The 20,623-nt window shown below is 47.9% G+C and carries 16 protein-coding genes; 4 read left to right on the forward strand and 12 right to left on the reverse strand.

Going from position 1 to position 20,623, the window contains the following annotated elements; all coding sequences use genetic code 11:
- Positions 1 to 7: 7 nt before the first annotated feature.
- From FSB84_RS02335 to FSB84_RS02345, 3 genes are all read right to left on the reverse strand, one after another.
- Positions 8 to 655 (reverse strand): hypothetical protein, encoded by a 648-nt coding sequence (locus FSB84_RS02335; protein WP_130543085.1) that lies wholly within the window; start codon positions 653 to 655, stop codon positions 8 to 10.
- A gap of 15 nt (positions 656 to 670) precedes the next feature.
- Positions 671 to 2,095 carry a phytoene desaturase family protein gene (locus FSB84_RS02340; RefSeq protein WP_130543084.1) on the reverse strand — a complete coding sequence of 475 codons (1,425 nt, stop codon included), beginning with the start codon at positions 2,093 to 2,095 and terminating at the stop codon, positions 671 to 673.
- A 288-nt stretch (positions 2,096 to 2,383) separates the two neighbouring features.
- A complete protein-coding gene (locus FSB84_RS02345) occupies positions 2,384 to 3,418 on the reverse strand; it encodes a nucleoside-diphosphate kinase (RefSeq protein ID WP_130543083.1) in 1,035 nt (344 codons plus the stop codon).
- Positions 3,419 to 3,761: 343 nt separating this feature from the next.
- Here FSB84_RS02345 and FSB84_RS02350 point away from each other — a divergent pair, with 343 nt between their 5' ends.
- Both FSB84_RS02350 and FSB84_RS02355 read left to right on the forward strand, forming a co-directional pair.
- Positions 3,762 to 4,163: a hypothetical protein gene (locus FSB84_RS02350; RefSeq protein WP_130543082.1), complete on the forward strand. Its 402-nt coding sequence runs from the start codon at positions 3,762 to 3,764 to the stop codon at positions 4,161 to 4,163.
- A gap of 220 nt (positions 4,164 to 4,383) precedes the next feature.
- The gene (locus FSB84_RS02355; RefSeq protein WP_158643752.1) at positions 4,384 to 5,502 is read left to right on the forward strand and encodes a sensor histidine kinase; all 1,119 of its coding nucleotides are present in this window, start codon (positions 4,384 to 4,386) and stop codon (positions 5,500 to 5,502) included.
- On the opposite strand, the gene FSB84_RS02360 is transcribed toward FSB84_RS02355, so the two are convergent.
- From FSB84_RS02360 to FSB84_RS02385, 6 genes are all read right to left on the reverse strand, one after another.
- On the reverse strand, positions 5,503 to 6,144 hold the full coding sequence (locus FSB84_RS02360; protein WP_130543080.1) for a LuxR C-terminal-related transcriptional regulator: 642 nt from the start codon (positions 6,142 to 6,144) through the stop codon (positions 5,503 to 5,505).
- A 77-nt stretch (positions 6,145 to 6,221) separates the two neighbouring features.
- Positions 6,222 to 6,977, reverse strand: a complete 756-nt coding sequence (locus FSB84_RS02365) for an NUMOD4 domain-containing protein (RefSeq protein ID WP_130543079.1) — start codon at positions 6,975 to 6,977, stop codon at positions 6,222 to 6,224.
- A gap of 131 nt (positions 6,978 to 7,108) precedes the next feature.
- Positions 7,109 to 8,275, reverse strand: coding sequence for a mannonate dehydratase (gene uxuA, locus FSB84_RS02370; protein WP_130543078.1), 1,167 nt, complete (start codon positions 8,273 to 8,275; stop codon positions 7,109 to 7,111).
- 18 nt (positions 8,276 to 8,293) lie between these two features.
- Positions 8,294 to 9,925, reverse strand: a complete 1,632-nt coding sequence (locus FSB84_RS02375) for a sodium:solute symporter (RefSeq protein ID WP_130543077.1) — start codon at positions 9,923 to 9,925, stop codon at positions 8,294 to 8,296.
- A gap of 42 nt (positions 9,926 to 9,967) precedes the next feature.
- Positions 9,968 to 11,296: a xylose isomerase gene (xylA, locus tag FSB84_RS02380; RefSeq protein ID WP_130543076.1), complete on the reverse strand. Its 1,329-nt coding sequence runs from the start codon at positions 11,294 to 11,296 to the stop codon at positions 9,968 to 9,970.
- A gap of 30 nt (positions 11,297 to 11,326) precedes the next feature.
- Entirely contained in the window at positions 11,327 to 12,943 is a 1,617-nt protein-coding gene (locus tag FSB84_RS02385; RefSeq protein ID WP_225979961.1) for a xylulokinase, read from the reverse strand.
- 187 nt (positions 12,944 to 13,130) lie between these two features.
- Between FSB84_RS02385 and FSB84_RS02390 the strand changes: the two genes are divergently transcribed.
- Together FSB84_RS02390 and FSB84_RS02395 are read left to right on the forward strand one after the other, a co-directional pair.
- Positions 13,131 to 14,171 (forward strand): LacI family DNA-binding transcriptional regulator, encoded by a 1,041-nt coding sequence (locus FSB84_RS02390; protein ID WP_130543074.1) that lies wholly within the window; start codon positions 13,131 to 13,133, stop codon positions 14,169 to 14,171.
- A gap of 41 nt (positions 14,172 to 14,212) precedes the next feature.
- Entirely contained in the window at positions 14,213 to 15,241 is a 1,029-nt protein-coding gene (locus FSB84_RS02395; protein ID WP_130543073.1) for a LacI family DNA-binding transcriptional regulator, read from the forward strand.
- A 105-nt stretch (positions 15,242 to 15,346) separates the two neighbouring features.
- Here the strand turns inward: FSB84_RS02395 and FSB84_RS02400 are convergent, their stop codons facing one another.
- The 3 genes from FSB84_RS02400 to FSB84_RS02410 form a co-directional block, all read right to left on the reverse strand.
- Complete coding sequence (locus tag FSB84_RS02400) at positions 15,347 to 16,024, reverse strand: NUDIX hydrolase (RefSeq protein WP_225979962.1); 678 nt, start codon at positions 16,022 to 16,024, stop codon at positions 15,347 to 15,349.
- 75 nt (positions 16,025 to 16,099) lie between these two features.
- A complete protein-coding gene (gene galB, locus FSB84_RS02405) occupies positions 16,100 to 18,820 on the reverse strand; it encodes a beta-galactosidase GalB (RefSeq protein WP_130543071.1) in 2,721 nt (906 codons plus the stop codon).
- Between the two features lie 29 nt (positions 18,821 to 18,849).
- Positions 18,850 to 20,598, reverse strand: coding sequence for a RagB/SusD family nutrient uptake outer membrane protein (locus FSB84_RS02410; protein WP_130543070.1), 1,749 nt, complete (start codon positions 20,596 to 20,598; stop codon positions 18,850 to 18,852).
- Positions 20,599 to 20,623 lie beyond the last annotated feature (25 nt).

Here is a 20,623-nt window from a genome sequence, read left to right on the forward strand (position 1 = left end):
ATTGTATCTATTTCAAAATCCCTGAATCAACAACTCTTCTTAAGTATTTTTTATCCTGGATGATCCAGGTTACTTCATAGCTTCCAATCGATTCCCTGTTAAGCATATAGATGTAGATGGTGCGTTTGTCGCCACCCAGGTATACGCCATTGTAAGTACGCACTGCGCCTTTATCATCGTTGTAAGTGAATACAGGACTGTAAAGGTCCGCATAGGCTTCTGCGGGGATCTGCACCGTGTCTTTACCGATAGTCATGGTTACGGATGCAATTGTATAAGTAGGAAGGCTTCCATAATTACCATAGTAGGGTTTGCCGTCGATACGCACCACGTGTTTCTTTTCTCCATAGGTACCGATCTTATGTTTGGAAGCATCGAAGGTTCCTGCCTTGATGGTTACCGTTATATCATTGCCTTCGAAGGTGATGAAGTTGGCGCCATAGTCAACCGGCGGGATAGCAGGCAGCGGGGATTTATTGAGCCTGTCTTCCAGTGCAGCCAGTGCAAAGGAAGCTACTTCGCCTTTCAGATCCTTTTCCGCCATCCGGGCATAGCCTTCAGTTTTCTTACGGTAGTCCGGATAGGTATTGTCTTCATCCTGTGCCATGATCGACAAACTGGAACACATGAGCAGTAAACACCATACAAACTTCATAGTAATAATTTGCTGCTAAGTTAAGACATCTTTCAATGCGCGCTGAGCGGCATGGAAACCACACATGCCGTGCACGCCTCCTCCGGGAGGAGTGGAAGAAGAACAGATATAGATGCCTTTGGCAGAAGTTCTGTAGGGGCTGGCGCGTAAGGCAGGCCGGGTAAAGAGTTGACCTATATCAAGGATTCCTCCGCTGATATCGCCGCCCACATAATTGGGATTGTAGCGCTCCATGTCTTCACTGTTCATCACATGCCGGGCAAGAATGCGATCACGGAAACCAGGCGCAAATCTTTCCACCTGTTGCTCGATTATTTCGGTTAGGTCTTTCCGTGAGCCATTTGGTACATGGCAATAGGCCCAGGCCGTTTGTTTGCCCCCGGGTGCGCGTGAATGATCGAAGAGGCTTTGCTGTGCCAGCAATACATAAGGCTTTTCCGGATGAAAGCCGTCCATCACCTGCCTTTCGGACAGGGCGATCTCTTCGAGTGTATTGCCGATATGCACCGTGCCTGCTTCGCGGCAGGCTGTTGCTTTGAAAGGGATGGGGCCGTCCAGTGCCCAGTCTATTTTGAAAACACCCATGCCATAACGGTATCGGCTGAGCTGCCATTTGTAAATAGATGAGAAACGATAACCTGCTATCTGCATCAACTGCCGGGGTGTAACATCCAGTAAGAGGGCTTTCCAGGAAGGCAGCTGGTCAAGCGACCAAACAGGCCTGTTGGTTTCGATGATCCCGCCGAGCGACTGAAAATATGCTCCGAGCGCATTCGCGATGGATTGAGAGCCGCCTTTGGCGAGAGGCCATCCCTTGTAATGCCCTGCCGCCATAAGCACCAGTGCAGCAGCGGCAGTGGTGGCATTGGTCAGCGGCATCATGGAGTGAGCAGCCATGCCAGCCCAGAGGCCGCGCGCAGCGCGTGTTTGAAATCGTTTGGCCACCGTAACGGCAGGCGCCAGCGCCTTCATGCCGAAGGCAACCAGCTTCAATGGATGGCGCGGTATCCCGAAAGGCCCCAGTATATCGTTGATAAGATCAGGCCAGTTGTTCACCAAAGGTCGAAGGAGATTCATATAGGCCTGCTCATCTTTTCCCAGCGCAGCAGCAGTCTGCTCCAGCGAAGGGCTGAGAATGGCTGCAGTGCCGTCATCGAAGGGATGTGCAGCAGCGATAGAAGGATAGATGAATTCAATTCCGAACTGTTCCAATGGCAACCTGGAGAAGAAAGGTGAACTCACGGCAAGCGGATGGATTGCAGAGCAGATATCGTGATGGAATCCCGGCAGGGTCAGTTCTGCTGTTCGCAAACCACCGCCAATAGTGGATTTCCCTTCGAGCAGCAGCACTCTTTGTCCCGCCTGTTGAAGGGAGATGGCAGCAGCCAGGCCATTGGGGCCCGCGCCTACCACTACCGCATCGAAGTCTGTTCTGTTCACTGAACGAATTTAAGCCCTAACGCTGAGGAAGGAGTCGAAAAATTCCGGATCGCAGTATTCATACTCCGGACAGCCTTGTTAAGAAGAGGAGTATACTCAACTTTACTATTATTTCTCGTTAAAACGATCCAGAACGCATCTGCAACCACAGTTGCCACAAACATTCCCAGAGTTGCAAGTATTGAAAAGAGAGCATAAAATTTTCAATGTCCCATACTTACAACTAATCTAAAAAAAGAAAGCCGGCTCTGCAACGAGCCGGCTTTCTTTCTATTCATTGTAATAACCTTATTTCAGGTTCGTTTTCAGCAGTTCGATTGCTTCTGTAGCGTCTTTCTCTTCTGTAAGATCGAACACGGAAATGGTCTTGCCATTTACAGTGATGTTCTCATTGTTAACGATCTTATCAATCTGTTCAGGTGTGAAGTTGGCGGCCAGGGCTTTGCCGAAGCTGAAATCGCCGAATGCTTTGATCTTGCTGTTGTCAGCGAAATCAGAGTTGTAACGGCGCAGCTCAACCAGCGCTTCCACAGGACCTGCAGAAAGGTGAACACCATTCACTCCCTGAGAAACCTCAGCCAGTCCGAGTCTTGCCTGATTGTTCAGGAACTCGCGACGCAGACTTCCTTCGTTCGCAGTATTGGGATTGGTGGTTCCGATGAAGTTGTTGCGGGCATCGCTCCAGTTCAGGTCGCCGCTCAGTGTCATTACCACGATGCTTCTTCCTTTCTCAGTGAAATGTTTCAGCTGACGCGGGTGGAAGCCGTTGATCACGTAAACCACTTCGCTGTCGATCTTGATGTCTTCGGCATAAGTACCACCGGCCAGTTTCTTGTTCTCTTTGTTCATCCAGAGATAATCGAGAGAATAAGCGTTGAAAGCGGGGTATTGCTCCAGGAACTCAACACCGCCCAGGAGTTTCACTTCACTGGCGGATTTGCCATAGATAGTGCTGAATTTTTCCAGGGCAGCTTCAGAGAGGCTGTTCTTTGCGTCAGAAGCAATCTTATTGATCACGCCATAGTGTTGCGCGATGATATTGTATTGCTCCAGGTATTTTGCAGAAAGTACTTTTACATTATGGATGGTCAAACCGAAATGGTTGATCCTTTCACGCACCAGTTCCAGAACTGCTTCAATGTTAATGGTATCAGAAGCCAGGGTGATCTCAGGCTTGATGAAAAATAAGAACTCGTTCTTTCCAACAGGGGCAGTAGGATTTGAATAGATCTCTTCAAAGAAAAGCTTTTCTTCCTGTGCTTTTTTAATACTGCCGATGATGCTGGCGGAGAGTTGATCGGCTGTAACCGTTGTATTGCTCATTGTTTTTTAAAAATTTCGGCAAAGATATCCGGTTTTTTCCGGTTTTTTCTGCCATTTTTTTTCGTTGGAGATCATACTGATTTCCGGCCAGAATCCTTGCCAGACAAGCACTTCCATTTTCCGGGTAGCGGTTTACCATCCTGAAATAGCCCTTTTTTTGGTTTGCAGGCCCTCAAATGCCGATGTATGTTTGCATTATCGAAATACGCACCGGCCCAACGGTGAAGCCAAACAAAGCAGTACTGCACTGCCACATGAATTGATCGCTTGCCTTCCGCGATTGCCTCCGATGATGACCAGATAATGAGTATTAAGCGATCATTAACTTTTAAAATATACAATTATGAATAACGCTGTCAAAACCTTCCTGTCTTTTGTAACCGTTCTGGTACTTTCTACTGTAGCATACGCTAACGGAGAAAAAGCTCCTAAAAACAATACAAACAGCATCGAAGTAAAACATATCGGAAACTACGAGAATCAGCCAATCTTCCAACTGAGCCTTACCGCCGCAGAAGCTGACGAGTTCATCATCACACTCCGCGACAGTGATGGAAACGTTCTCTACTCCGACAAAGAAAAAGGAACAAGCATCACAAGAAAATTCCTCCTTACCACACAAGAGATCGGAGACAACATTGTTACTATCGAAGTGAAGTCTAAGAAAAGTCCTAAAGCTGAAGTGTACACGATCAACAGGAAACAGAACCTCATCGAAGAAATGTTCGTAACCAAGATCAAGTAACAATCGATTAAGTTGTAGTTAGAAATAAGTGTTTGAAGAAACGGCTGCCCGTCCCGGCAGCCGTTTTTATTTGCCCCGCATCCGGTGGGCGGCGTATTATGCATTCGGGCGGCAAAAAAATGCCATTCGTCCCCTTTGACCTTACCCGGATCAGCCCCAACCCTATCTTTGACCGGGCGTAATTTTCATGGCACACCCACACATGAAACCCCTCCGGTCTATGGCAACATTGCAGCAAAAAGTGTTCAGAAATGTCACCAGCGGCGAGCTGGTGAGTTGGCTCTTGTATGTACTATTCTGGGGCGCTTTCTTTTATTTCGTACTCGTCATCTCCTATAAACCGACAGACAAATTCCGGTACATCTATATCAACCTCATAGATGCAGGTATCAAGATCTTCCTGACCCTGCCGCTCTGGTGGTTATTCATTGTTATTCTCGCCAAAGCATCCCTCCGCAAAAAACTCTTGCTGCACCTGGTGACGTTGCCTGTATTCTGCATTGCCTGGGTGAATATATACGGACCTTTGGTAAACGCAACACATCTCAGTGTTTTCGATACCAGCACCAGCATGTGGGATATTTACATCACAGCCCTTTTCTATTGCAGTGAATTTGCCATCTTCCACGGATACAGTTACTGGCAGCAATCCAAACGCCAGCATGTACGCGAACAGGAACTGATGGAGCTCAATTACCAGAGTGAGATCAAGGCGCTCAAAGCGCAGATAGAACCGCATTTTCTCTTCAATACACTCAACAGTATCAGCGCCTCCGTGCCCCCTTCGCTGGAAGAAACGCGTGTGCTGATCGCCCAGCTGGCAGACACTTTCCGCTATGCCCTCAAAGTGAGCGAAAGGCCGGTAGTGGCACTGGAAGAAGAGATGGAATTCGTGCGCACCTGGCTCACGCTGGAAAAACAAAGGTTCGGAAAAAGACTGGCCATTATTTACGATATAGATAAGGAAACACTTGGAACACCTGTTCCACCGATGATCCTGCAGCCATTGCTGGAAAATGCATTGAACCACGGTATCAGTCCACTCGTGAACGGAGGCACCGTAACCATCAGTTGCAAACAGGAAGCCAGTCATGTGCGCATAAGCGTAGCCGATACCGGCGCCGGTTTCGACGGACCACTGGAATCCATTTTCAATCGTGGACTGGGATTGCAGAATGCTTCGAAGCGATTGGAAAAATTATTCGGAGAACCACTCACTATCTGCCGGAACCCGGATGGAATGAGCTTTTCATTCCGTATTCCGCATTCGCGCCAGGTAATTGATGAGCTCAATTACCCCCTTTGGATCCGGGAAAGATCATCAGGAGAACTCATCTGATCAGGAGTATACATAATTATGAACTTTGTTGATGGCTTGTACTTTATTGTCGACATCCAGTTTAATATACAGATTGGCGCAATGCTTCCTGACCGTTTCAACACTGATCTTCAATACCCAGGCAATCTGCTTGTAAGAAAGCCCGTCTGCCAGATAAGAAACAATTTCAGCTTCCCTCACTGTGAGTCCAAAATGAAGACGAAAGTCTTTTTTCCTTTGAGCCCCGGTTGCCTCGTATAGCAGTGTAGCCGAAACACTGCAAAGGCCGGACTGCCCCGCCATTACCTGACGGATACAATCCACCAGCTCTTTTTCTTCACCAGCCCGGTAAATAAAGCCGTGAACGCCTTTATTTATCACACTCACAATCACTTTTTCGTCACATTCTGCGGACCTGAATATGATCTTCACTTTTGGCAACAATAGCTTGATCCTGTTCATCAGTTCGAAATCTTCCATACCAGGACTATACACATCTATTACCACTACATCAGGAGCAGCGCCCTTCAATTTCTCCAGCGCATCCTCACCCGAGGAATAGGTACCGCAGTTCACTATATCGGGAACTACATCAAAAAAGTAGTACCATAAATAGTAAAGGTCAGTCTGTACCAGTGGTATTAGTGCTATTCGTGTTGTCATAACCCGCAAACTTATGCATTTGCGGAAGGCAATTTCTACCACTTTGGTGTAATAAGCCTGTAGAATTTTATGTATGATCAGGCAAAGACTTTCTGTCCTTTGAAGAAGGGCGATTGCCGTCCTCCTCTCAACTCCTGTACATTAATACGCGCTGATTTGCCAAATCGCCACAGGTAACCACCCGCACTGATCGCATTACCACGGGCCACCTGCAGAATGTTGGAAGCATTGCCATCTGTAGACCTGGCAGCTTCACGCGCACTCGGATAACTCTGGATCTTTTTTCCCCTGAAATTATATTGGGATACCGGACGCATCCGTTTTTCGCGGGCACGCTGCAAACGATCCAGGATCTGCCTGCGGCTGAGCTTGTGCAAAGGCGATGGAGAACGCCCCAGCTCCTTGATCCTTTTCTGCTTTTCGCTGAGCGTTGCGATACGAAGGTTTTGAGGACTGAGGTTGAAGGAATCATTGTCCTTATAAAAGATCACGATACCCTTGTCTTCAAGATCCATCTCTTTTACAAAACAATTGAACACGAGGCGGGCAACCGTATAACGGTAACGGGTACCCTCAACTGTCAAAGTAATGCTGAGATAGGTTTTGAAATCGCCCTTGTATTCATTCCTGTGCTTGTGCACATAAGGCTTCATGATCATCGGACGTTCATGATAGATGATTCCATTGGAGTAAACGGCTTCGTAAGCCATACGTTTAACGCGCCCCTTGTTGGAAATTTTGAAGTATCCCTCTAAACCGGGAATGTCTTTCCAGCGCTCTCCTTCAATGTTACTCAAACTGAGATTTAGGTAAGGTTTGTTTTCTCGTCTCATTGGCAAGGTTAATGGAGGATATAACGGAATGCAATATCCGGGAATAAAAATACTATTTCTATTCACTACAAAATTTACCAGCAACGGAAAAAATTATGAAATAGGTTATTTCACCTATTTATTTGACATATTCATTGCTCCAACATCCATCTATAAACGCCAAGTTCCAATCCTCTCAACTCTGCCAAACCTTTCAATCTGCCAATAGCCGAGTAGCCGGGATATGTTTTCTTATCGAGATCATCGAGCATCTGATGACCGTGGTCAGGCCGCATTGGGAGCCGCTTTCCACGTTTCTTTTGTATCTGCAGGATTTCTTTTACCACCAGGAACATATCTGTATCACCACCTAAATGAGTGGCTTCATAGAAATTCCCGTAAGCATCCTTTGCGGTATTCCGCAAGTGAAGGAAGTGAATATGCTCACTGAATCTCCGCAGGATGGAGAGCAGGTTGTTATCAGGTCTTACACCCAATGAACCTGTACAATAACATAAACCATTATTGGCAGCAGGCGCTGCAGCAATGATCGCAGCAATATCCTCTTCCGTGCTCACGATGCGTGGAAGCCCCAGTACGGGATAGGGAGGATCGTCAGGATGGATGGCCATTTGAATGTCCAGTTCCTGCGCAACAGGGATCACCTGTTGAAGAAAGAAGAAAAGATGCTGACGCAAACGGTCAGCATCGATATGTTTATAAGTTTGCAATGCTTTCAATACCTGTTGAGGAGTAAAAGCTTCGTCGCTGCCTGGCAGTCCCAGCAAGGCATTGGCGAAAAGCGTCTGCTTCTCCGTTTCTCTCATTTGTTCAAAGCGTTCTTTCGCCTGACGGACCTCTTCCCTGGTATAATCTTTCTCTGCTCCCGGTCTTTGCAGGAGGAAAAGATCAAAAGCGATGAAGGCCAGCTTTTCAAAATATAATGCACGTGCGCCATCCGGCAGTTTCCAGCTCACATCAGTTCTTATCCAGTCCAGCACCGGCATGAAATTGTACGTGACCACTTTGATGCCGCAGGCCGCCAGGTTACGAAGGCTCTGACAATAGTTCTGTATATGCCACTGGTAGTCGCCGGTCTGTGTTTTGATGGCTTCGCTCACAGGAAGGCTTTCCACCACCGTCCAGCTCATGCCCTCCGATTCGATGATAAATTTGCGGATATTGATCTCCGTTACAGACCAGACATGGCCAGGCGGGATATGGTGCAGGGCAGTTACCACACCATCACAACCCGCCTGACGGATATCAGACAGTTTAACAGGGTCATTCGGCCCAAACCATCGCATTGTCTGGTGCATCAACATAATCTCTCTTCTTTATTTTGCTATACCTAACGGTGAGAAGTAAACGAATATTCCAACAATGATCACCACTACTATCAGACTCAGTATCACATCCCATTTGTTCCAGCTGGCGCGGCTGGCAGCTTTGTCTTCCGCCACGGTAGTGGCAAAAGTAAGTCCGCGGATATGCGCTTCATCGGGTTTGGGTGTGAGCAGGCTCACCACTACCATCACCGCAATGCTGAACAGGAAAAGATAGATACAGAAATAAAGGAAATTGATAGTGGCGAAGCTATGCAGCAAACCTCCGGGAGTGAGCTCTGTCTGGAACATCTGCAGCGTGAGCTTGGCAAGACCAATTATGAAACCTACCACCATGGCGGTATATGCGCCTTTTGCATTTAAGCGTTTGAAGAACACGCCCAGCAGAAATACTGCTGCAATTGGCGGAGCCAGGTAAGATTGAACACTTTGCAGGTAATCATACAAGCCGCTGGAGATCCTGCCCATCAGCGGGATCCAGAGCATACCCAGGATCACTACTACACCTGTAGCAATGCGGCCCACTTTCACCAGTTGCTTCTCGGAAGCTTCGGGGTGCTGCTTCTGATAAATATCCATGGTGTACAAGGTGGAACAGGCATTGTAAACAGATGCAAGCGAGCTCATCAGCGCCGCCAGCAGACCACCGGCCAGCAATCCTCTCAATCCAACCGGCATGATATGTTTCACCATTGCGGGAAAGGCGGCATTGGTATCATCCAGTTGCAGCTTGCCCTGCGAATGCAATACATAAGCGATCAGGCCGGGAATGAGGAAGATGAAGAAAGGCATCAGCTTCAGATAAGCCGCAAAGATGGTACCCCTTCTCGCCTGCTGTTCATTGCGCGCAGCAAGGCATCGTTGTACGATATGCTGATCTGTACACCAATACCAGAGGCCTACTATGGGCGAGGCTATCAAGATACCCAGCCAGGGATATTCAGGATCATTCATTGGCGGGAACATATTCAGTTTCTCTTTCGGTAACGCAGCTATCATGGCATCCCATCCTCCCACTTCTCTCAATCCAAAGATCATGAGCACCAGTGAACCGATGAGCAACACGATGGCCTGAATGGCTTCTGTATACATCACTGCATGCAAGCCACCGAAGATGGTATACACACCGGTTACCACTACAAGGATGATGGCGCCTGTCCAGAAATCCACGCCCAGGAACTGGTTGAACACCAGCGCACCGGCAAAGATGGTCACAGAGGCTTTGGTGATAACATAGCTGAGCAGTTGAATGATACTGAGCAATCGTCTGGATTGTGGGTTGAACCTTCGTTCCAGGAACTCGGGCATAGTGTATACCATGCTGCGCATGTAAAAAGGAACGAATACCCAGCCGAGGATGAGCACGATATAACTGTGCAATTCATAGTGCCCCAGCACTGTTCCGGATTTGGCAGCGGAACCGGCAAGGCCTACAATATGCTCGGAGCCTACGTTTGAAGCCAGGATACTGGCGCCGATCACGAACCAGCCGAGATTACGGTTGGCGAGAAAATAATCGGAAGCAGACTCCTTGCTCTTACGGATACTCCAGATAGAAATACCCGCAATCACCAGCAGGTAGATGATCACAAAGATCCAATCGACGAATCCTAAAAATTCCATATAGCAGTGTTTTGTGGAAAGGGTTTATGTTGATTGTTACTGTCAGATGAATCTGTTGATCAGGTTTTCGAGGTACTCCTGCTTTCCGCTTGTTACGGCAGGCTCACCGTTTGCTGCAGCAAAATTGCGCAGGTCTTCCAGTGTAAGCTTTCCCTCTTCAAATGCTTTACCCTTTCCGGCATCGAAAGATGCATAACGGCTGGCACGGATCTTTTTGTAATCTGATTTTGTGAGTACCGCTTCGGCAATCAGCAATGCGCGCGCGAATGTGTCCATTCCACCGATATGTGCATGGAACAGGTCCTCCGGATCTGTGCTGTTACGACGGATCTTCGCATCGAAATTGATACCTCCTCCGCCAAATCCGTTGGCCTCCACAATCACCAGCATGGATTCCGCCAGCTCATTGAGGTTATTGGGGAACTGGTCTGTATCCCATCCGTTCTGATAATCACCGCGGTTGGCATCGATGGATCCCAGCAAGCCCGCGTCCGCAGCCACTTGCAGCTCATGCTGGAAAGTATGTCCGGCGAGAGTGGCGTGGTTCACCTCGATATTCAATTTGAAATCGTTCATGAGATCGTACTGACGGAGAAAACCGATCACAGTTTCACTGTCATAATCGTACTGATGTTTGCTCGGCTCACATGGTTTGGGCTCGATGAAGAAAGTTCCTTTGAAACCATTCTTTCTCGCATAGTCTTTGGCGGTATGCAGGAACCTGGCCAGGTGCTCCTTCTCACGTTTCATATCGGTATTGAGGAGGCTCATATATCCTTCCCTACCGCCCCAGAAAACATAGTTTTGACCACCCAGTTCGATGGTGGCATCCAGCGCAGCTTTCACTTGTGCGCCACCGTGAGCCAGCACATGAAAATCCGGATTGGTAGCTGCACCGTTCATATATCTTCTGTTGGAAAAAAGATTGGCTGTACCCCAGAGCAATTGAATGCCGCTGGCTGCCTGCTTTTCTTTCAGGCAGGCTGTGAGTTTTTGTAATCTTTTTTCATTATCGGCCACATCATTGGTGTAGTCCACTACATCCACATCATGAAAGCAATAGAAAGGAAGGCCGAGTTTGGTCATGAACTCAAAGGCAGCGTCTGCCTTTTCTTTTGCTTTGGCGATGGGATCAGGGTTGCTGTCCCACGGAAAGATATGCGTAGGTTCACCAAAGGGGTCGGCGCCGCTGCCGCAGAAGCTGTGCCAGTAGGCGCAGGCAAAGCGCAGCCATTCTTTCATTTTTTTTCCGGCAACCGTTTTGTTTTCATCATACCACCGGAATGCCAGTGGGTTATCGGTTTCTGCACCTTCATAACGGATGGTTCCTATTCCGCTGAAATATTCTTTCTTTCCTTTCACAATATCCATAGTAATTGATGTTTTAGAATCTGTATATTTTTATTGATCGAGTTTTTCCTGTAGTGCTGCTTTCCATCGCTGGTACAATGGTTCGTAGTGGCTAAGGCCTGATGGACTTGTAATGCTGATGGGCCGGCGTTTTCCGGAAGCGCTTGCGAGATCAGGATAGATACCTGCGCCAATGCCTGCACCAATGGCTGCTCCGAAGCTGCCATCGCCTTCATAGAATTCCATTTCAACCTGGTTGGTTTCAACAAATGCATCGGTGAACACTTCACTTAAGAAGAGATTGCTTTTTCCTGCACGCACCACCGTGGGATGGATGCCATTCTCGCGCATGATGTCCAAACCGTAACGGAAAGCGAATGCGATCCCTTCCTGCACAGCGCGGATCGTATGCGCGGCTGTATGTTGATTGAAATCGAGATTGAGCAGATGACCGCCGATAGTGCGGTTGTTGAGCATTCGTTCGGCTCCATTACCGAATGGCAATGCGATCAATCCTTCTGCTCCTTCGGGAACGCCTGCCGCTGCATCGTTGAGGGCTGCATAGCTGAGATTGCTACCTGCAATATTCCTGATCCATTTGTTGAAGATGCCAACGCCGTTGATGCAAAGAAGGATGCCCGTGCGATTGGTATGCACTCCTTCACCGCCCATCTGCTCAGGCAGGTGATGGTTCACATGCGCGAAAGTGTTGATGCGGCTGGCTTTATCATACGCAAGCTGATCACTCACGCCATAGATCACACCGGAAGTACCTGCAGTAGCAGCCACTTCACCGGGATGCAGCACATTCAGCGATAAAGCATTGTTGGGTTGATCGCCGGATTTGTAAGCAACGGGAATGCCTGACCGAAGTCCAAGCCTGTCCGCCACTGCAGCCTTCAGATAGCCATGCGGTGCAAATACGGGATGGATCTCCGGGAAAAGACTTTTATCGAAACCAAAATAATTCAGTACTTCTTCAGATAAGGAGTTGGTCTTGAAATCCCAGAAGATGCCTTCCGAAAGCGCTTCAACTGTAGTATTGATCTCTCCTGTGAGCTTCATGCTCACAAAATCTCCGGGCAGCATCACGTAACGGATCCTGCTGTAAAGTTCCGGCTCGTGTTGCTTTACCCAGGCGAGTTTGGCGGCAGTGAAATTGCCGGGCGAATTGAGCAGATGTGATAAACAATGTTCTTCTCCGATGGCCTGGAAAGCGGCTTCACCAGTTTCGACAGCGCGACTATCGCACCAGATGATGGCATTGCGCAGCACATGCTGATTGGCGTCTACCAGCACCAGTCCATGCATTTGGTAAGCGATGCCGATGGCGGCAATATCTTTCGGTTCATAGAGACCGGTAGCATGGCATTTCAGGATGGCCTGTTTGATATTTTCCCACCATTGGTCTGGGCTTTGTTCGGCCCAGCCGGGTTGAAGGGAGATGATATCCGCTTCCGTTTCGGGATACTGGGCGGTGGCCAGCAGCCTTTGAGTTACAGCATCCACTACAGAAACTTTGATGGAGGAGGTACCGGTATCTATTCCAAGGAGGAGCATGTTCTTATTGAGTGATTTTAATGGTTCGTAACAGCAAGAGAGCGGATAAGCGCGAATGAGGGATGGAACAGATGAAAGGAAGAGCCTGGAACCGGATCCATTCAGCAACAGGTAATATAAAGGAGTTGATCTTCTTCATATAGCAGCTGGTAGCAAAAGCAGGTTTCCTGGTTTATCTGCAATCGTTCATTTTATGCACCGGAAACGAATATACTATCCTTTTTGATATCGTGCAACCGATTGCAATTTTTTTTACAAAAAAACCTTCATTTCTTTGTAAACAGAAAGTCAATTCATGCCGGATCAGAAAGAGGTTACCATATACGACATTGCCAGATACCTGAATTTGTCAGCCACCACGGTCAGCAGAGGACTTAAAGATCATCCCACCATCAATAAGCAAACCCGCAAAAAGATCGCAGAAGCTGCGCAGCTATTGGGTTATAGGTCAAACACCTTTGCCAGCAGCCTTCGCAGCAAACGCAGCAATACCATCGGCGTGATTGTACCCAGGCTGAATTCCCAGTTCATGAGCGGTGTATTGGCTGCCATGGAAGACACGGCCAGCAGGGAGGGCTACAACCTCCTGATCACCCAGAGCCTTGAAAAAGAGGATAAAGAGAAAATGAATGCCAATACCATGTTCAACAAGCGCGTGGACGGGCTCCTGATCTCACTGGCCTACGACACCAAAAGCATCGGTCACCTGCAACCCTTTCTCGACAAGAAGATCCCCGTGGTTTTCTTCGATCGTACCTGGGACCAGTCTCAATGCACCAGTGTGATGATCGACAATTACAAGGCCGCCTACGAAGCCACCAAACACTTGCTGGATCAGGGTCGCAGGCGGATCCTGCACCTGGGTGGCAGCAAAGAGCGGAACGTATATGCCGATCGTCTCCGTGGTTACAGGCACGCTCTGAGGGACTCAGGAATAGCGTACGACGAAAAGCTGGTACGCATCAGTCAGCTCCTGGAAAGTTCCGGTACCGAGGCCGCGGCCTGGATCCTGAAACAGAAACCCGCACAGCGCCCCGATGCCGTTTTCGGCGCCAGTGATACCGTGGCGGCCCATTGCATGCTGGCTTTGCTGGAAGCAGGAATCCGCATTCCGGACGATATCGCCATTGCAGGATTCAACAATGATCCCATCAGCCGCATCGTTTCCCCTGCCCTCACAACGGTGGACTATCCCGGCTATCACCTCGGAGATACAGCCATGAAGAGCCTTCTGGAACAACTGAACGGCCTTCCGGGCGCAGGCAATACCAATTCCATTATTCTGAAATCTGAACTCATCATTCGCGCTTCTTCACAAAAAAAGACATCTTTGTAACCTGTATTTTTTTGATTCAATTGAATGCAACCGATTGCAATATGAAAGAGAAAAAGGACGTCACAATCTATGATATAGCCCAGAAACTGGACCTTTCATCCGCCACTGTCAGCCGCGCGCTGAAGGACCATCCCGCTATCAACAAGAATACCCGGAAGAAGATCCAGCAGACAGCCCGTGAAATGGGTTATCGCGCCAATACTTTCGCCAGCAACCTGCGTAAGCAAAAGACCAACACCATCGGCGTAATGGTGCATGAGCTTAATTCAAACTTCATCACTTCCGTACTCGCAGGCATCGAACAGGTGACCACAGAAGCCGGATACGATCTGCTCATTGCCCACTCATCCGAAAGCTTCGCCAAAGAAGCAGCCAACGCCATGAACTTCTTCCACAAACGCGTGGACGGACTTATCGCTTCACTTTCCTTCGACACCGAAGGATTGGACCACTTCAAACCTTTTGAAGAAAAGAATATTCCGGTCGTCTTTTTCGACCGCGTGGAAGAGAACAGTGAAAGCACAAAAGTGATCATCGACAATTACAAATGCGGATACCAGGCCACTGAGCACCTTATCTCACAGGGTTGTAAAAATATCGTGATGGTAACCGCTAATCTCAAAAGGAACGTGTATGCACAGCGGCATAAAGGATATGCAGATGCCCTTAAGGATAATGGCATCACTTATAAAAAAGAACATGTGCTGATCAAGGACCTCAGTGAACAGTGTGGTGTGGAAGCAGCTTTACAGATACTCAAGATGAAACCCAGGCCGGACGGAGTTTTCATCACCAATGATTTTTCCGCCGCCGTCTGCATGCAAACGCTGAAAGAAAATGGCGTACGCATCCCGCAGGACATTGCCATCGTAGGATTCAACAATGACGCAATCAGCAAGATCGTTGAGCCCAGGCTCACCACCATCCATTATCCCGGCATCGATATGGGAGAGATCGCTGCACGCAATCTCATCAATCACCTGGAAGGATTATCGGATATCAGGCATACACAAACGATTGTGGTGAGATCGGAACTGATCATACGCCAATCATCCCTGCGGAAATCATGATGCGAAACGGCGCCCATTCCAACGCAGCTCATTCCTGATTCTCTAACAGCATTATCTATCCGAAAAACGCACAAACACAGCAGTATTTATTCAACAGGAGAAAAATTATCTTAACAGGTCCCTCGATGGCATCAGGCTGATAAATGCTTTTACATTGGCCCTGTACTTGCGTTTATTCAATTTGTAATAGAACGATCCTTTTTTGGATGTTCCCGTTTCTTTTTCTTTTTGTCTGATCAGCAGTCCAGTATCATTCAGCTTCCTTACAAAATTCCTTTTGTCCAGCTCCTTGCCATATACCCCCTGGTATAAATTGAACAACTCCCGGATGGTAAACTTTTCGCGCAGCAGTTCAAAAAGGATGGGGTGCAAGGCCGCTTTGTACCGCAAACGCTCGAGAGCCGTCTGTATCATTTTTCCATGATCGAAGATCAGCCCGGGCAGCTGGTCGAGCGAAAACCATTCCGGCCGGTAATCCTCACTCAATTGCTTTTTATATTTTTCGATATCGATCAAAGAGAAGTAGACAACGGAAATGGTTCTTTCCAGCGGATCACGATCAGGCTCACCGAACACCTGCACCTGTTCCATGTATACGCCTTCGAGGCCGGTGAGCTGTTTCAGTATCCTGGTGGCGGCATCATCAAGGCTTTCCTTTTCCTGTACAAAACCACCCATCAGGCTCCATTTATTTTTCTCTGGTTTGAAGCCGCGATGAATGAGCAACAGACGGATCTCTTCTCCGTCAAAACCAAAAACGACAGAATCAATGGCAACTGCCATGCGTTGTGCAGATGAATATCCGGAGGGCATATACAAATATAAGTCATCAGGGATATTGTAATCATTGCTCAACGATTATTCGGATTGTATCACCAGATTTGCCGGCTTTAATTCCGGCGAAGCAGCTTTGAGGACCAGCGTACCGGTTTTTCCTGTTTTCGCTTTAACGATCACCAATAGCAGGCCGGCATACAGTTTTTTGGGGCTGGAAATGAAAGGACTAAGATCGGCGGGATCACCATTATCCATGGCAATGATCTCTCCGGGACCTTCGATCTCCAGGTTGATTTCGTTCAATGCATCCGGAACGGCAAGTCCATTTTCATCATTGACAGAAACTGTAATAAAAGAAAGATCATTTCCATCGGCTGCTATTTTGCTTCTGTCGGCTTTCAATTGCAGCGCCACCGGTTTGCCGGTAGTGCGGATCGTTTCTTCCGCCCATTTCGCTCCGTTTTTATAGGCAATCACTTTCAGCTCGCCGGGCTGGTATACGATATCATCCCAACGCAGCCTGTATTCGTATTTTCCTTTTTTCTTTTTTCCCAATGATCGTCCATTCAGGAATAGTTCCGCTTCATCACCGGAAGTAAATACATGTACGGGGGTGATCTGTCCCCTACGTTCCGGCCAGTTCCAATGCGGGAGGATATGCACCATCGGGTGTTCAGGTTTCCATCTCGACTGGTACAGGTAATATCTGTCTTTCGGAAATCCCGCCAGATCGATGATCCCTGAATAAGAACTGCGTGCAGAATAATAGGGAGTGGGCTCTCCCAGGTAATCCCACCCTGACCATACGAATTCACCGGCTACATAAGGATGCTGGTCCTGTGAGGCAAACACCTTATCCGGTGAGGCGCCAAACGCAGCGGTGTACAATTCATAGGCGCTTACCTGTTGCAGTTTTCCATTACCTCCCACTCCTTCGCTCACGGGTGCGCTGTTACCTTCCACTACCGGGAACAGGTAAGTGCCGCGCGAACTGAGCGCTGAAGCAGTTTCACTGCTCAGTATCAATTTACCAGGGAATTTCTCATGGAAAGCAGGATACAGCGGAGATGTTTTGATCCCTTTCAGGTGTGCATAAGCGGGAGCATCCCTGATTCCTTCGCCCTGGTAATTGAGACTGATGATGTCCATATTCCCAGAGAAAGGCATGTCTGGTTTTGCAAAATTCATGGAAGCCGTGGTGGGTCGTGCAGGGTCTTCTTCTTTTACGATGTCCTGCAATTTTTTAGCCCAGGCCGCACCTGCCTGGTCTGTATATTGCTCACCCACTTCATTGCCGAAGCTCCAGGAAATAATTGAAGGATGATTTCTGTCTCTCCGCACAAATGAACGTGTATCTGCTTCATACCAGTCCGGGAAGATCAGGTGAAAGTCGAGTGGCGTTTTTCCTTTTTCCCAGCAATCGTGTACTTCATCGATCACGAGAAAACCCATTCTGTCTGTCAGGTCAAGCAGTTCGGGTGCTGGTGGATTATGCGCGAGGCGGATGGCATTGCAACCCAGCTCCTGAAGTATCCCGAGTTGTCTTTCTGCCGCACGCAGATTGAATGCAGCACCCAGTGCGCCGAGATCATGGTGCTGGTTCACACCCTGAATGCGCATAGGCATGCCATTTACTATTACTCCTTTTTCCGGATCGAATTGCACATCACGGATCCCAAAAGGAGTTTCATACCGGTCTATCAGTTTTCCATTTTTGTAGAGACTGGTAACGGCCAGGTAAAGGTTGGGTTTTTGAGCGGGCGGAGGCCCCCACAGTTTTGGATCCTTCACAGTAAGGCTGGCCTCCGCTTTGCTCTTTGTATTCGCGTTTATTGTCAGGACTGAAATTCCGGTTGATGCGATCTTTTTCCCATTTTTTACCGATGAGAATATATCTGTATTGACTTCGATCTTCTCATGTGCGCCTGTTCTGTTTTCTATTTGTACAGCAATATCAATTGTGGCAGCAGCGCTGCTGATCTGCTTCGTTGCAATAAAGGTTCCCCATTGTGCAACATGCACCGGATTCGTTTTTACCAGCCAGACATTCCTGTACAATCCTGCACCGGGATACCAGCGTGCAGAATTTGTGGGATTGTCTATTCTTATGGCCAGTTGGTTGGCTGCTCCATATTTGATATAGGGAGTAAGATCGAGGCGAAACGAATTGTATCCGTAGGGCCAGCCACCAACAAGATTACCATTCAACCAGACCATTGCATAAGACATGGCGCCGTCTATATCCAGGAAGATCCTTCTTCCTTTATCGGAAGAAGGTATACTGATCTTTTTCCTGTACCATGCTACTCCCTGAACAGGCAATCTTCCCATACCACCACCGACGATCGCATTTTCTTCTGAATAAAAAGGGCCTGCAATGGCCCAGTCGTGCGGCAGGTTTATCTTTTTCCATTTTGCATCATCAAAACCCGCTTGTACAAAGGGGAAATTGCTTCCCGGATTTCCGGGTGGCCGCTGGTGGTGCCTGGAAGGGTCGCTGATAAAATCATTGGCTGAAGGCAGTATCCATTTTTTCAATGCCCTGCCGGATGAGGTCACAGTTCTCTCTTCTGTTGCTCTGGTATCGGCTACCTTGTTATCGTTACGATCAAATATTTGAGGCCTTTCATCATAGATCAATGAATCGGCTTCGCCTTCATAACGCATGAACTGCCAGCCTTCATTGATATTGATCCTTTCGCGGTTCTTCTGCTGTGCCTTTAATCCCTCTAACAGGAAAAAACACGAAAGAATCAATACCATCCGGGAATAATTCAACCTGAGCACAGATAATTTCATCATGGTCCTTTTACAAGCTTCTCTATAACTAACTATTGCGGGTAACCGGGATTCTGGTTCAGCTTATTCATATTATTCCTTTCGATCTCTCCTGCCGGAATAGGCCACAGGTTGTAATGGTCCTGCACCTGTGCAGCATAGAATGGATTGCATTTACGCATCCTGTCGGCCCATTTTCCCAAACGCATCAGGGTGAGCATTCGTTTTTCTTCCACACCTAGTTCTCGCAGTCTTTCATCGAGGATGTAATCGATATTCACATCTGCCGCATCAACAGAGCCGGCATTGGACCTGGACCTCACCACATTGATATCGTTAGCGGCAAGATCAGGCCGGTTCAATCCTAATTGTGCTTCGGCTCTCAGCAGGTAAGTTTCTGCCAAACGGAACATGTATTGGTCCAGGTAAGTTCCACCAGCACCTCCCTTGAGCACTAATTTGCCAACAACGTCAGAGCTGGCCGGGTTATTCAGCAAACTCGCAGGGTGCGCAAATGGTGTGGTAGCTTTTGACTGGTAAGGATACAATGCTCTTTCGGCTACTCCTGGCTTCAGTACAGCATTATTGAAGCCGGTGGCCCCGGGAGGCAGATTCTTTGTAGAGAAGACCTGTCCATATAAAGGACTTGCGGGGTTTGTACCGATAAATTCTCTTACAAAATTGTGGTTGGCATTTCTCATATCTGCTCCTGAATTTTTCCAAACTGTATCGGCAAACCATGGATCCGGTGCCATGAATCCAACACCACGGCCTCCGGTAAAATCACTGACTGGCCACTGGAATACAGAAACGCCATTTACTTTAATATCTCTCATCAAAGGAGTGTGAACGCGTTCGAGTGCATAGAAAGCCTCGCCTTCAAAAATGCTTTTGGTAGTGCTATTGCCACCACCCGGAATATCTGTTTCGAATTGGATCACCCATAATGCCTCCTTGTTACCACCTGTCTTCCTGTTTTGATTGCGTGGCTGGAAAAGATCCCAGTATACATCACCTGCAATAGCCGGATAGATCCCGTTAGCGGGTATACCATCTTTCCTGGATCCGAACCTTGCTGTCATCAATGCCATATTCGGATCAGAGATAACAGCGGTTGCTGCATTTTTTGCTTTCTCATACTGTTTGGCCGAGTTGCAGACTTCCGCCAGTAAATGATAAGCTACCAGGTTTGAAATTTCACCATCGTTCACTTTATCGATTGTGGGCAGGTTGGCAGCAGCAAATTCGAGATCAAGAATGATCTGTTCATACACCTGCTCCCTGGTTGACTGAGTGAAATCAGTTTTGGGGCTTTGGATCTCTTCCAACACCAGCGGAACATTTGCATAGAGATAAGCCAGGGCCCGGTACCCGAAAGCCCTGAAGAACCTGGCCCTTGCTTCAAACAATAGTTTCTGCTCATCAGTAAGAGTAGATGCCGGCAATCGACCAATAATGGTGTTTGCTTCTGAGATGAACTTATAATGCGCTCCCCAGGCAAAAGTAACTTCACCCGCTGTAGGAGCGATCTGACCTGGCAGATTAGGTGCACTGGATTGAACATCCAGGTATGCATCCGTACGATACATGTACCAGAAAGGCATGTAGTCGTTCACTGTATAATAATGCGCCCTTATTCTTCCATACATGTTCGATATGGATGCCTTGAAATCGGCTTCCGTTTTGAATGCATTGGAAGTGCTCAGAAAGTCTACTGCCGTTTCGTCCAGGAATGTTTTTTTACAAGACACTGTACTGGTGGCCAATAAGCCGAGCAACAGTAATATTTTGATCGTTTTCATGAAAACAGTATAAATCGTTAGCAAT

The sequence above is a fragment of the Pseudobacter ginsenosidimutans genome (assembly GCF_007970185.1).
Lineage (GTDB): Bacteria > Bacteroidota > Bacteroidia > Chitinophagales > Chitinophagaceae > Pseudobacter > Pseudobacter ginsenosidimutans.

Excerpts from the sequence above, each read along its gene's own strand:
- FSB84_RS02335 (WP_130543085.1), bottom strand. The coding sequence starts at position 655 with ATGAAGTTTGTATGGTGTTTACTGCTCATGTGTTCCAGTTTGTCGATC.
- FSB84_RS02345 (WP_130543083.1), bottom strand. The coding sequence starts at position 3,418 with ATGAGCAATACAACGGTTACAGCCGATCAACTCTCCGCCAGCATCATC.
- FSB84_RS02350 (WP_130543082.1), top strand. The coding sequence starts at position 3,762 with ATGAATAACGCTGTCAAAACCTTCCTGTCTTTTGTAACCGTTCTGGTA.
- FSB84_RS02355 (WP_158643752.1), top strand. The coding sequence starts at position 4,384 with ATGGCAACATTGCAGCAAAAAGTGTTCAGAAATGTCACCAGCGGCGAG.
- FSB84_RS02360 (WP_130543080.1), bottom strand. The coding sequence starts at position 6,144 with ATGACAACACGAATAGCACTAATACCACTGGTACAGACTGACCTTTAC.
- FSB84_RS02365 (WP_130543079.1), bottom strand. The coding sequence starts at position 6,977 with ATGAGACGAGAAAACAAACCTTACCTAAATCTCAGTTTGAGTAACATT.
- uxuA (WP_130543078.1), bottom strand. The coding sequence starts at position 8,275 with ATGCACCAGACAATGCGATGGTTTGGGCCGAATGACCCTGTTAAACTG.
- FSB84_RS02375 (WP_130543077.1), bottom strand. The coding sequence starts at position 9,925 with ATGGAATTTTTAGGATTCGTCGATTGGATCTTTGTGATCATCTACCTG.
- xylA (WP_130543076.1), bottom strand. The coding sequence starts at position 11,296 with ATGGATATTGTGAAAGGAAAGAAAGAATATTTCAGCGGAATAGGAACC.
- FSB84_RS02390 (WP_130543074.1), top strand. The coding sequence starts at position 13,131 with ATGCCGGATCAGAAAGAGGTTACCATATACGACATTGCCAGATACCTG.
- FSB84_RS02395 (WP_130543073.1), top strand. The coding sequence starts at position 14,213 with ATGAAAGAGAAAAAGGACGTCACAATCTATGATATAGCCCAGAAACTG.
- FSB84_RS02400 (WP_225979962.1), bottom strand. The coding sequence starts at position 16,024 with ATGGCAGTTGCCATTGATTCTGTCGTTTTTGGTTTTGACGGAGAAGAG.
- galB (WP_130543071.1), bottom strand. The coding sequence starts at position 18,820 with ATGATGAAATTATCTGTGCTCAGGTTGAATTATTCCCGGATGGTATTG.
- FSB84_RS02410 (WP_130543070.1), bottom strand. The coding sequence starts at position 20,598 with ATGAAAACGATCAAAATATTACTGTTGCTCGGCTTATTGGCCACCAGT.